Origin of the sequence: Ensifer sp. Root278 (assembly GCF_001429285.1) — a bacterium.
Lineage (GTDB): Bacteria > Pseudomonadota > Alphaproteobacteria > Rhizobiales > Rhizobiaceae > Ensifer.
The window spans coordinates 80,246-92,167 of record NZ_LMJJ01000012.1; the positions used below are offsets into that span (position 1 = coordinate 80,246).

The following is an 11,922-nucleotide window of genomic DNA, read 5'->3' on the forward strand; positions in this document are numbered from 1 at the left end:
CCGGCGATGGAACGAGCATGTGCAGGACGCTGTTCCCGCGGGAACGGTGGACTGTGCAGACCCGCGCTAAAAATCAAAACCAACGGACGCGATGGGCAGCTAAATCCATCGCGTCTCTTTTTCGCTAAGTTACCGACCAACTAGTCGGTCGAAATCTGAAGGAGTAAGCTCATGGCAAATCCGCTTTCCACGCTCGGCATCATTCATACCGCAATCAGCCTCGCGCCCGTCGTTACCGGCCTCTACGGCTTTGCCCGCTACGGCGCGATCGTGCCCGCCACCCGATCCGGCAAGATCTACCTCGCCACGCTCGTCCTGGCGGTCCTGACCGCTGCCGGGCTTTCAAGCATCGGCGGCTTCAACGAGGGTCATGCGCTTGGCATCGTGACGCTGGCGGTCATCGCCGGCAGCTTGGCGATCGAACGGTTGGCCTTCGTTGGCCGCCTGAAACCCTATCTGACGACGTTGGGCTTCTCCTTCAGCTATTTCCTGCTGATCGTGCCGGCAATCGCCGAGACGCTGAAGCGCCTGCCCGCCTCGCAACCGCTTGCCAGCGGGCCGGAATCGCCGATCGTGCAGACCACGCTGCTTGCCTGGCTGGTCATCTTCCTGGCAGGCTTGTCGGTCCAGGCCTACCTGATCCACAAGCGCGCCTTGGTCAGGGCGCGCGCTCCCCGCTCGTACTGAGTGCCCGAACCGACAGCCATTTTGCCCCAGCGCCGAGCGCCGGGGCATTGCATGTGAGCGTGCGTCAGACGTCGCGGACTGCGTGCGCCCAATCCATATAGAGATCGCGCGCCTTGGCGGCGACCGGACCGGCCTGCAGGTCTCGGCTTTCGAGGCGCGTGACCGGCAGCACCTTGGAATAGTTGCCCGTGGTGAAGATCTCGTCGGCCGTTTCGAAGTCGGCCATGGTCAGTGTCGCCTCGACCACTTCGAAACCGGCTTCGCGCAGGAGCGTCATCACGCGGAAGCGGGTGATGCCGGCGAGGAAGGTGCGGTTGGCGGCCGGCGTATAGACGACGCCGTCCTTGACCAGGAAGACGTTGGAAGAGCCGGTCTCGGCGATGTTGCCGAGCATGTCGCGCACCAGCGCATTGTCGAAGCCCCGCGAGCGGGCTTCGGTCAGGACGCGCGCATTGTTTGGATAGAGGCAGCCGGCCTTGGCATCGGTCGGCATCGATTCCAGCGTCGGTCGGCGGAAGGGCGAGAGCGTCAGCGACGAGCCGCCATGGCCGTTGCCCATCGGCGCCTCGAACAGGCAGAGCGCGAAACGGGTCGATTCCGGGTCGATGGCGACGACCCCGGCAGCGCCGTGCTCGGCCCAATACATCGGCTTCACATAGAGCGCTGTCTCGCCGTCGAACTTCTTGGCACCCTCCCAGGTCAGCGCCTCGATCTCTTCCGCTGCCATCGTCGGCTTCAAACCAAGCGCCGTCGCCGAGCGGTTGACGCGCTGGCAATGCAGATCAAGGTCGGGCGCAACGCCGTCGAAGACGCGGGCGCCGTCAAACACCGTCGAACCCAGCCACATCGCGTGCGAGGTCGGGCCGATCAGCGGCGGGTTGCCCGAGAGCCATTCGCCATCGACATAGGTCCAGGTCACTGAGCGGGGGGATGTATCGACGGCCATCGGCGTCTCCTTCAGGTTTTTTGTTCTGCTTACTCGGCATAACCCGAAAAAACAGCATCGTGGTGAATGGGTATATCAAAAAATGTCATGGCGGCCATTCTGGTACCTGGACGGCCTCTCGCTTAGTCTCATGCGCAAAGGAAAGGGACAGCCGTGCGCATCAAGCATCTGGACGAGGACGACGTGGATATCTTCCGCCGCATACGGCTGGAAGCGCTCAACCGCGAGCCACAAGCATTCGCCTCGACTACGGCAGACTGGGAGCGCCTTTCGACGGAGGAATGGCGGGCGCGGCTGACGACCAACGCCGTCTTTGCCGCTCTCGACGGGGACCAGCCTGTCGGCATCATGGGGCTGATGCGCGAACGCGCGAGCCGGCTGGCGCACCGCGCCACGATCATCATGGTTTATGTGCGCGACGAAGCCCGCGGATCCGGCGTGGCGCGGCACCTTCTCACCCATCTGACCGACCATGCCCGCGCGTCCGGCATCCGCCTGCTGGAACTGGTCGTACGCGCCGACAACCCGACGGCCATCCGCTTCTACGCGCGTGAGGGTTTTCACGAAATCGGCCGTGTCCCCGGGGGCATGCTCGACGGAGACGTAGAGGTCGACGAAATTCTGATGGCGCGACACATCGACGGCCGCGCCGTACCCGCATTGCAAGGAGCGCCCCGATGAAAGCCATGTATTACGATGCGTTCGAAAAGACGCCCGAAATCCGGACCCTTCCCGATCCGACCCCGACCGAAAACGGCGTCGTCATCAAGGTCGAGGCCACAGGGCTTTGCCGGTCCGACTGGCACGGCTGGATGGGCCATGACGCCGATATCCGGTTGCCGCACGTACCGGGCCACGAGCTGGCGGGGGTTGTCACCGCCGCGGGCCGCGGCGTGATGCGCTACAAGGTCGGCGACCGGGTCACCGTGCCCTTCGTTTCCGGTTGCGGCCGCTGCGGCGAGTGCCGCTCCGGCAACCAGCAGGTCTGCGAGGCACAGTTCCAGCCGGGCTTTACCCATTGGGGTTCTTTTGCCGAATATGTCGCGCTCGACTTTGCCGACCAGAACCTCGTGCATCTGCCCGAAAGCATGGACTTCACCACGGCCGCGAGCCTCGGTTGCCGTTTCGCCACCTCGTTTCGCGCCATCGCCGACCAGGCGAAGGTGAAGGGCGGCGAATGGGTCGCTGTACACGGCTGTGGCGGTGTGGGCCTGTCGGCGATCATGATCGCAGCCGCCCTCGGCGCCCAGCCGATCGCGATCGACATTGCCGAGGACAAGCTCGCCTTCGCGAAGACGCTCGGCGCGGTCGCGACGATCAACGGCCGAGAAGTACAGGATGTGGCTGCGGCGGTGAAAGACATCACCGGCGGCGGCGCGCACGTCTCGATTGACGCGCTCGGCAACCCGGTGACCTGCTTCAACTCGATCAAGAACCTGCGCCGGCGTGGCCGCCACGTGCAGGTCGGGTTGATGCTCGGCGACCAGGCGACGCCGCAGATCCCGATGGCGCAGGTGATCGGCCATGAGCTCGAGATCTATGGCAGCCACGGCATGCAGGCCTGGCGCTACGACGCCATGCTGACGATGATCGCCGACGGCAAGCTGAAGCCGCAACAATTGATCGGCCGGGAGATCTCGCTTTCAGAGGCGATCCCTGCACTGACCGCCATGGACCGCGCAACCGACCTCGGCATCAGCGTCATCACGCGGTTCTGATAGCGCCATGGGCGGCCGGAAAAGCGCCGTCTACGAGAGGGTGCCGGCAATGCCCATTCCGACTCACGGCCTCAATGCGCTAAACCTTGTTCCGGATCGGGGGCAAGGCAGATGACCATTGGGAGACGGCGAAGGTTGATCAAACGTCAGCGCACCGGCACGGCGCTTGCCATTGCCGCGACGATCTCTTTCCTTGCCGGCATGACCGACGCGATCGGGCTCTTGAGCATTGGCGACTTCGTCTCCTTCATGAGCGGCAACACGACCCGGGCAGCAATCGCCCTCGGCGATGGCGATTTTATCGGCGCCTTGCTGCTCGTCGGCGCGCTCGGGGCGTTCATCATCGGCAACGCACTTGGCGTCATCGCAGCCGCGCGCCTCGGCGTCGTCGGCGTGCTCTCGACGGTCAGCCTCGTGCTGATGCTCTGCGCCGGTTTCGGGGCCCTTATGCCGCGGCCCTTCTATTTCTACGGCGTCGTGCTCGCCATGGGCCTGGTCAATGCGGCGGTCGAACATATCGAGGGCTTGCCGATCGGGCTTACCTACGTGACGGGGGCACTTTCCCGCTTCGGGCGCGGTCTCGGCCGCTGGCTGCTCGGCAACAGGAACCGTCAGTGGCTGGTGCAAATCGTGCCCTGGCTCGGCATGTTCTCCGGCGCGGTCGCCGGCGCTCTCTTGCAGCGCCACTTCGGCGCGGCCTCGCTCTGGGCGTCCTTTGCGCTCGCCGCTGGGCTAGCGCTTGCCACTGTTCTCGTGCCGTCTCGCTGGTCGCGGCGCTATATCCATTCGGGGTGAGCCTCAGCTCCAACGGCAGCTTTTCACCCCTCCCAAGATTTTGCCCTTAAGCGCGGCCGGGTTTCAGGGCAAAATCTGCAAAGAAGAATCACGAGCGAGGTCCTGCCATGGCGCTTGCGGCAGCCGTCACCACGGATGAACTCTATCATCCCATCCTCAAGGCCAATCCGGCGCATCCGGCCGGATGGCCGATCCGGGCAATCGTCAGCTCACAGACCGAAGCGCGACACAATCGCGCGCTCTGGGCGCCAACGCACCTGATCTCGATCCGCGCTCCCGGCAGCCGACTGCTCTCGATGATCGAGCTGCCGCCGGAAAAGAATCTGGAACTCTTTTTCGGCGATACCACCGATCCGGACGAGCCGGATGCGGCGCGCCCGCAAGCCATCGAAGCCACCTTCGCCTTTGTCGACCGCCTGCCCGAAGACGCCCATCTGCTCGTCCATTGCCTTCGGGGCATTGGGCGCGCGACCGCGCTCACCCTCGGCATTCTGGCGCGCTACATGCCACCGGAGGACGCCGCCGCCGCACTCCATGCGCTGCGCCCGGAGGCCAAGCCGAACAGGCATGTCGTCAACCTTTGCGACACGGCGCTCGGGCTCAAGGGCAAGCTCGCCAAGCAGGCACTACGCTTCCCGGCGAAAGTCTGGAAACCAGCCAAAAGCTGAAGCTAGAAATACGCAGCTTGGCCGCCAGCCGTTGTGCATCGCACAAAGATTTGACATGATCCCACGAAAGAACGGTGACAGTTGACTGCCTGATCAGGCATGATGCTGTAAGCCTTTGTTTTCGGACGGGCTTTGACGGGAAGATTCGACCTTGACCCGCCAGCGCCGAATACAAAAGACGGGAGGAAAAGATGTCCCACGCGGCCTATGTGTTTGACGCTTACGGCACGCTCTTCGACGTGCACGCGGCCGTCAGGCGCCACGCGCAGGAAATCGGCCCGGACGGGCAGGCTTTTTCCGAACTCTGGCGGGCCAAGCAACTCGAATATTCCTGGGTGCGCTCGCTGATGGGCAGCTATCAGGATTTCTGGCAACTGACCGAACAGTCGCTCGACTACGCCTTCGCACGTTTTCCCTCCGCCGACCCGAAACTTCGCAAGCGATTGCTCGACGCCTATTGGACGCTCGACTGCTATCCGGAAGTGCCGGCGGTTCTGAAAGGGCTCAAGGAGCGCGGCGCCCGCATCGCCATCCTCTCCAACGGCTCGCCGGCCATGCTCGCCTCTGCGGTCCGCAACGCGGCACTCGACATCGTCATCGACGACGTGTTTTCCGTCGACGCGGTGAAGGCCTTCAAGACCGCGCCTGCCGTCTACGACATCGTCACAACCGGCTACCGGCTTTACCCGCATGCCGTTTCCTTCCAGTCGTCGAACCGCTGGGATATCGCCGGGGCGACGAAATTCGGGTTTCGCACCGTATGGATCAATCGGGCGGACATGCCGGACGAATATCGTGATCACGGGCCGGCGCTGATCCTGCCCTCTCTCGAAAGTCTGCAATTCGGTATCTGAAGGATCTCCCCATGGTCTGGTCGCCTGCGCAGTATCTGAAGTTCGAAGACGAACGCACGCGCCCAGCCAGAGATCTCCTCGCCCAAGTGCCCGACCTGCCCGAAGGCATCGCCTTCGATCTCGGCTGCGGCCCGGGCAACTCCACCGAGCTCATCCGCGACCGGTTCCCCGAGGCCACACTTTCAGGCCTCGACAGCGACGAGAACATGCTCGTTGCGGCGGCGAAGCGGCTGCCGGGCATCACCTTCGAAAAGGCGGATCTCGCAAACTGGGTCCCCCCTGCCGGCGCTTCGCTGTTTTACGGCAACGCTGTCTTTCAATGGCTGCCGAACCACCTCACGATCTTCGAAAGACTGATGGGAGCGCTCGCATCAGGCGGCACGCTTGCGGTCCAGATGCCGGACAATCTCGGGGAGCTGAGCCATTTGCTGATGGAGGAGACAGCGCGCAGCTCGGCTTTCACTGACGCCTTTGCCGGCAAGACCGTCCGCCGCAATCCCATGCCGGGCCCGGCAACCTATGTCGAACGCCTGGCGCCACAGGCCGCCAGCATCGAGGTCTGGCACACGATCTACTACCACCGGCTCGCCAATGCCGAAGCGATCGTCGAATGGGTGAAGGGGACCGGCCTCAGACCCTATCTCGATGCCTTGCCGGAAGATAAACGCGACGCCTTTGCTGCCGACTACACGGACCGGATCCGCGCTGCCTATCCGGCCATGAGCGACGGCAAGGTCCTTCTGCGCTTCCCGAGATTTTTCATCGTCGCGGTGAAGGCCTAGCGCCGGGCGACGCTACATGCGTTCGACCAGGAAATCGATGAAGGCACGGATACGGGCGGCGAGATGCTCATGTCCGGCATAGACGGCGTAGACCGTCTCGATCTCGCCCGACTGATAATCTTCGAGCAGCGGCACGAGCGTTCCGGCTTCGAAGTCCGGCTCGACATGGAAACGGCCGATACGGCCAACGCCAATGCCGGCAAGGCAAAGCTGGCGGACGATCGAACCGCTCGAGACCTGCATGTTGCCGAAGACCGAGCGCAATTCCGCAGCCGGCTGCCCCGGCATGCGGAACGCCCATTCGTCGACGCTGCGACGGAAATTGAAACGAATGCAATTGTGGCCGTCGAGTTCATCGGGCGTTTGCGGGACCCCATGCTTTTCCAGATAGCCCGGCGATGCGATCACGACCGGACGGCTTTCCATGAGCTTGCGTGCCTTGAGGGATGAATCGCGCAACGGACCGGTGCGGATCGCCACGTCGGCGCGCTCTCCGACGACATCGATCATGCTGTCCGTCAGCGTCAGATCAAGTTGCACCTCCGGATAGCGGGCGAGGAACTCTGGCGCGAGCGGCATGATGTAGCGCTCGCCAAAGCCGACTGCGGCGTTCACCCGCAACAGCCCGCGCGGCGTCATGCGGCCCCCGGCAGCGACCAGTTGTTCGGTCTCCGCGATTTCCGTGAGAATCCGCTGGGCGCGTTGCAGATAGACTTCCCCCTCCGGCGTCAGCTGCAGGGTCCTGGTCGAGCGCACGAGCAGGCGCGTGCCCAACCGGTCCTCGATACGGGTCACCAGTTTGCTGACGGCCGACGGCGAAAGCTTCAGGCGCCGCGCAGCCGCCGAGAAGCTGCGGGTCTCCGAAACGGCAACGAAGACCTCCATTTCACCTGCCCGATTGTCCATGCGTCACCTTTGAATCCAATTCACAGTCATTTGTACCATTATGCTGATTATCATGATGAGTGCCAAGGCTCATATTCCGCCCGACTTCAACAACAACCAACGCGCCCGGTTCCTCCCAGCCGGGTGGGAAAGGTCTCGTCGTGCCTATTGCTATCCTTGCGCTGACGATCGCGGCCTATGCGATCGGAACAACGGAATTCGTGATCGTCGGTCTGCTGCCGACGGTCGCCACCGACCTCAATGTCACCCTGCCGCTCGCCGGCCTGATCGTCAGCGTCTATGCGCTCGGCGTCACCTTCGGCGCGCCGGTGCTGACGGCACTCACCGGCCGGATCGAGCGCAAGCCGCTCCTGATCGGCCTGATGGCGCTGTTCATCGTCGGCAATGCTGCGGCCGCCCTGTCGCCGAGCTACGAACCGCTTCTCATTGCACGGGTCATCTCCGCCTTTGCCCATGGAGTGTTCTTCTCGGTCGGCTCGACCATCGCCGCCGACCTCGTTCCGGAAGACCGGCGCGCATCGGCCATCGCCATGATGTTCATGGGCCTCACCGTCGCGATCGTCACCGGCGTGCCGCTCGGCACCTGGATCGGCCAGACCTTCGGCTGGCGCGCCACCTTCTGGGCTGTGACCGGCCTCGGTGTCGTCGCGCTCACCGCGATCGTCGCCCTGCTGCCGAACACGCTCTCCAAGGCCCCGCCGGCCAAGCTTATCGACCAGGTGCGCGTGCTCGGGTCCGGCCGCCTGCTGATCGTCTTTGCCATGACCGCGCTCGGCTACGGCGGCACCTTCGTCGCCTTCACTTTCCTGGCGCCGATCCTGCAGGACATCACCGGTTTCTCGGAAGGCGCCGTCAGCCTGATCCTCGTGCTCTATGGCGTCGCGATCGCCATCGGCAACATTGCCGGCGGCAAGATCGCCAACCGCGATCCGGTCAAGGCGCTTATCGGCCTGTTTCTGGCCCAGGCGGCCGTGCTGGTGCTCTTTACGTTCACGGCCCCCTCGCCGGTGCTGACGCTGGTGACGCTCGCCGCACTCGGCTTCCTGTCCTTTGCCAATGTTCCCGGCCTGCAGCTCTATGTCGTGCAGCTTGCTAAGCAGTACCGGCCGGGCGCCGTCGATGTAGCCTCGGCGCTGAATATCGCCGCCTTCAACCTCGGCATTGCCGTCGGCGCCTGGCTCGGTGGCTTGATCGTCGCCTCACCGCTCGGCCTCGGCATGACGCCCGTCATCGGCGCCCTGCTTGTCGCCGCCGCGCTGCTGCTCACGCTTTTGAGCGGCGTTCTTGATCGCCGGGCCGGCGCCGCCTACCAACCGGCTTGAACCGCCGCACCTGAGGACCACCTATAGATCGTTCCTTTTTCGCCCGGCCATCCGGCCGGGCGCTCGCCAAGTACAGCAGGTCAAGTACAAGGAGTTACCCACCATGCATTCCGTCAATTCAAACGGTGCCAACATCCCGGCGCTCGGCTTCGGCACTTTCCGCATGCCCGGCGCCGACGTGCTGCGGGTGCTGCCGGAAGCGCTCAAGCTCGGCTTCCACCATGTCGACACGGCCCAGATCTACGGCAACGAGGCCGAGGTCGGCGAAGCCATCCATAACTCCGGCGTGTCACGCGCCGACATCTTCCTCACCACCAAGGTCTGGGTCGACAAATATGCGCATCGCGACTTCCTCGCCTCGGTCGACGAGAGCCTGAAAAAGCTGAGGACCGACCATGTCGACCTGCTTCTCCTGCACTGGCCGGGCGGCAGTGACGTGCCGATGGCCGAGCGCATCGGCGCCCTCAACGAGGTGCAGAAGGCCGGCAAGGTCCGTCATATCGGCGTCAGCAACTTCAACACGGCACAGATGGAAGAAGCGGTGAAGCTCAGCGACGCCCCGATCGCCACCAACCAGGTCGAATACCATCCCTATCTCGACCAGACCAAGGTGCTCGAGATCGCGCGCAAGCACGGCATGTCGATCACTGCCTACTACGCGATGGCGAACGGCAAGGTCCCGAACGATCCGCTGCTGAAGGAGATCGGCGCACGCCGCGGCAAGACGGCCGCCCAGGTGGTGCTGCGCTGGCTGGTGCAGCAGAAGGACGTGATCACGCTTTCCAAGACCGCGACGATCGATCGGTTGAAGGAAAACTTCGCGATCTTCGACTTCGCGCTCGGCGACGGCGAGATGGCAGAGATCCACGCGCTTGCCCGCCCCGACGGTCGCATCGTCAATCCGGAAGGTCTGGCTCCGGTCTGGGACAAGGCCGCCTGATCTACTCTCTTGTAGTGGAGCGGGATGCGGGCGGAAAACCGCTCACACTTTTCCTCATCCCGCTCCGCCATTTCGCCGCCGGCCAATTCCCAGCCGGCGGCGGATACGATATGGACATGCCCCGCAGACACCGATCAGAGGGAGGGGGCGATGTCTTTGCATGAGGCGCAGACGAGCGATTTCGCTCCCGATTGGCCGGCGATCATCGCCGTCGTCCTGGGGGTCACCGCCTTCTCGGTGGCGCAGGGGCTCACCTATCCGCTGATCTCGCTTTCGCTTGAAAGCCGTGGCGTCTCTGCCGGAATGATCGGCCTCAATGCCATGGGCTTTGCCGCCGGTCTCGGCGTGGCGACCCTGCTTCTCGGCCGGTTGACGCGGCTTGCCTCCGCCGACCGGCTGATCATCGCCAGTCTCTGCGGCTGCTCCATCTGCCTCGCGACGCTTGCCTCGACGTCAGAGCTTCCCATCTGGTTTATCGCCCGCTTCGCCCTCGGCTTCTTCGTCAGCATGGTGTTCATGCTCGGCGAAGCCTGGCTGAATACGGCCTGTCCCGACCGGCTGCGCGGTCGCGTTTCCGGCCTTTACGGCGCCGGCATGTGCGGCGGCTTTGCCGCCGGTCCGCTGGCGATCCCGTTGCTCGGCACCAGCGGCGGCCTCGGCTTTGCGCTGCTGGCGATCTATATCGCGCTCGTCGCCTTCCTCACCGGGCTCCTGACCATGGGTGCGCGCACTCGGCCCGAGCCTTCCTCGACACGCGACCTCTTCGCCTTCTTCAAGAAGGCACCGATGCTGATCCTCATGGTGCTGATGTTCGGCATTGCCGATATCGCGGCGATCTCGGCAATGCCGGTCTACTTCGTCAAAACGGGCCACAGCCAGGCCTTTGCCGCGCTCAGCGTGACGGCGCTTGCGATCCCGACCGCGCTGGCGCAGCCCTTCATCGGCGTGCTTCTCGACCGGCTGCCGCGCCGCCGTGTGGCGATCTCAGCAGCCGCCGTCGCCGCCACCGGCTACCTTCTGGTGCCGTTCCTGTCTTCGAACGTGGCTTTGCTGCTGACATTCGCCTTCATCGGCGCCGCCAGCTTCGCGCTCTACACGGCCGCCCTGACGATGCTTGGCGAAGAATATCGCGGCAGCATGCTCGTTGCCGGCAGTGCCGCCTTCTCGCTCGCTTATGCCGCCGGCAGCGCTGCAGGGTCGGGCGCCACCGGCGCGCTGATGAACTTCATCGACCCTATCGCCGGCCCGCTCGGCGTGGGCACCGTCCTCGTCTTCTTCACTCTGATGTTTGCAGCGACAGGGCGCCGTTAGGCCTCGGCGCAGCGCAAGGCAAGCGCCTCACCGAAAACACGGGCAGCCGGCCCGAGCGGCTCATCGATCCGATGCACCAGATAGGCCTCGGCACCGACTTGACTGTTGCGGCCAAGGGCCGTCGTCGGCATGCGCACCAGCCGGCCCTCTTCGAGATCCCGCTCCACCTGCCAGAGCGGCAGCCGGCCCCAACCGAGACCGGCGCAGATCATCGCATGTTTCGTATCCTGGCTGCTGACGCGACAGGTCTGCGGCGAAAGCACGCCGAAATCCCGCCCCACCGTGCGCTGCGACGGATCGGACTGCACGATCTGCAGATGGTCGGCAAGCGCGGCGTTTTCGAGTGCACCATCGCCGGCACTCAGCCCCAGGGGATGATGCGCCGCAACGACTGCAACGATCTGAACCGTCGAGAGCGCCTGGCGGGCGATAGCCGGATCGCGGAAATCCTCGCCGACCATGATACCGAGAGTGAAGCGGCGTTCGACGAGGCCATCCAGCGGTCCGCCCAGCGGTGAAACCGCAAGCCTGATTGAAACATTGGGGTAGATCGTCCGCATCTCGTTCAGGGCGAGCCCGACCGTCTCGATCGGGAAGAGCGTGTCGACGATCAGCGAAAGCTCCAGTTCGATCCCCTCGCCGAGCCCTCGCGCGCGGGCCCGCATGGCGTCCACCCGCAGCAGGATATCGCGGGCATTGGCAAGCAGGGCCTGCCCTTCCTGTGTCAGCACCGGCCGATGGCCCGAACGATCAAACAGAGCGACTCCGAGTTCCGTCTCGAGATTGGCGATGGCATGGCTGACCGCCGACTGCACTCGGGAAAGCCGGGCTGCACCCCCGCGGAAACTCCCGCTTTCGGCGACGGTCACGAAGGTCCGCATCTGATCGAGTGTCAGGGCATCCAGCATGATCGATTCCATAGATCAATTTGATGAAGTTTATCTCACTTCATCAGATCATGGAAAGCATCCATCTTCTTTTCCGAACAGCAAG

Annotated in this window: 13 protein-coding genes; 10 read left to right on the plus strand and 3 right to left on the minus strand. The window is 64.0% G+C overall.

Going from position 1 to position 11,922, the window contains the following annotated elements; genetic code table 11:
* Window positions 1-171 precede the first annotated feature (171 nt).
* Entirely contained in the window at window positions 172-687 is a 516-nt protein-coding gene (locus ASE60_RS11900) for a hypothetical protein (protein WP_057250497.1), read from the plus strand.
* Window positions 688-751: 64 nt separating this feature from the next.
* Here the strand turns inward: ASE60_RS11900 and ASE60_RS11905 are convergent, their stop codons facing one another.
* Window positions 752-1,633: a branched-chain amino acid aminotransferase gene (locus ASE60_RS11905; RefSeq protein WP_057250498.1), complete on the minus strand. Its 882-nt coding sequence runs from the start codon at window positions 1,631-1,633 to the stop codon at window positions 752-754.
* 153 nt (window positions 1,634-1,786) lie between these two features.
* On the opposite strand from ASE60_RS11905, the gene ASE60_RS11910 reads away from it, so the two are divergent.
* The 6 genes from ASE60_RS11910 (at window position 1,787) to tam (ending at window position 6,450) form a co-directional block, all read left to right on the plus strand.
* Window positions 1,787-2,314 carry a GNAT family N-acetyltransferase gene (locus tag ASE60_RS11910; RefSeq protein WP_057250501.1) on the plus strand — a complete coding sequence of 176 codons (528 nt, stop codon included), beginning with the start codon at window positions 1,787-1,789 and terminating at the stop codon, window positions 2,312-2,314.
* Window positions 2,311-3,351: a zinc-dependent alcohol dehydrogenase family protein gene (locus ASE60_RS11915; protein ID WP_057250503.1), complete on the plus strand. Its 1,041-nt coding sequence runs from the start codon at window positions 2,311-2,313 to the stop codon at window positions 3,349-3,351. Before ASE60_RS11910 ends, ASE60_RS11915 begins: the two co-directional genes overlap by 4 nt.
* Window positions 3,352-3,462: 111 nt before the next feature.
* Window positions 3,463-4,146, plus strand: a complete 684-nt coding sequence (locus tag ASE60_RS11920) for a YoaK family protein (protein ID WP_057250505.1) — start codon at window positions 3,463-3,465, stop codon at window positions 4,144-4,146.
* Window positions 4,147-4,253: 107 nt separating this feature from the next.
* Window positions 4,254-4,814, plus strand: a complete 561-nt coding sequence (locus ASE60_RS11925) for a hypothetical protein (RefSeq protein ID WP_057250507.1) — start codon at window positions 4,254-4,256, stop codon at window positions 4,812-4,814.
* A gap of 191 nt (window positions 4,815-5,005) precedes the next feature.
* Entirely contained in the window at window positions 5,006-5,668 is a 663-nt protein-coding gene (locus ASE60_RS11930; protein WP_057250509.1) for a haloacid dehalogenase type II, read from the plus strand.
* An 11-nt stretch (window positions 5,669-5,679) separates the two neighbouring features.
* Complete coding sequence (tam, locus tag ASE60_RS11935; RefSeq protein ID WP_057250511.1) at window positions 5,680-6,450, plus strand: trans-aconitate 2-methyltransferase; 771 nt, start codon at window positions 5,680-5,682, stop codon at window positions 6,448-6,450.
* Window positions 6,451-6,462: 12 nt separating this feature from the next.
* On the opposite strand, the gene ASE60_RS11940 is transcribed toward tam, so the two are convergent.
* Window positions 6,463-7,356, minus strand: coding sequence for a LysR family transcriptional regulator (locus tag ASE60_RS11940; RefSeq protein ID WP_057250513.1), 894 nt, complete (start codon window positions 7,354-7,356; stop codon window positions 6,463-6,465).
* 140 nt (window positions 7,357-7,496) lie between these two features.
* On the opposite strand from ASE60_RS11940, the gene ASE60_RS11945 reads away from it, so the two are divergent.
* The 3 genes from ASE60_RS11945 (at window position 7,497) to ASE60_RS11955 (ending at window position 10,929) form a co-directional block, all read left to right on the plus strand.
* Window positions 7,497-8,678: an MFS transporter gene (locus ASE60_RS11945; RefSeq protein WP_057250516.1), complete on the plus strand. Its 1,182-nt coding sequence runs from the start codon at window positions 7,497-7,499 to the stop codon at window positions 8,676-8,678.
* Window positions 8,679-8,781: 103 nt separating this feature from the next.
* Window positions 8,782-9,618, plus strand: a complete 837-nt coding sequence (locus tag ASE60_RS11950; RefSeq protein WP_057250518.1) for an aldo/keto reductase — start codon at window positions 8,782-8,784, stop codon at window positions 9,616-9,618.
* Between the two features lie 150 nt (window positions 9,619-9,768).
* Complete coding sequence (locus tag ASE60_RS11955; RefSeq protein WP_057250519.1) at window positions 9,769-10,929, plus strand: MFS transporter; 1,161 nt, start codon at window positions 9,769-9,771, stop codon at window positions 10,927-10,929.
* On the opposite strand, the gene ASE60_RS11960 is transcribed toward ASE60_RS11955, so the two are convergent.
* On the minus strand, window positions 10,926-11,837 hold the full coding sequence (locus ASE60_RS11960; RefSeq protein ID WP_057251080.1) for a LysR family transcriptional regulator: 912 nt from the start codon (window positions 11,835-11,837) through the stop codon (window positions 10,926-10,928). The two genes, ASE60_RS11955 and ASE60_RS11960, sit on opposite strands and share 4 nt — an antisense overlap.
* Between the last annotated feature and the right edge of the window lie 85 nt (window positions 11,838-11,922).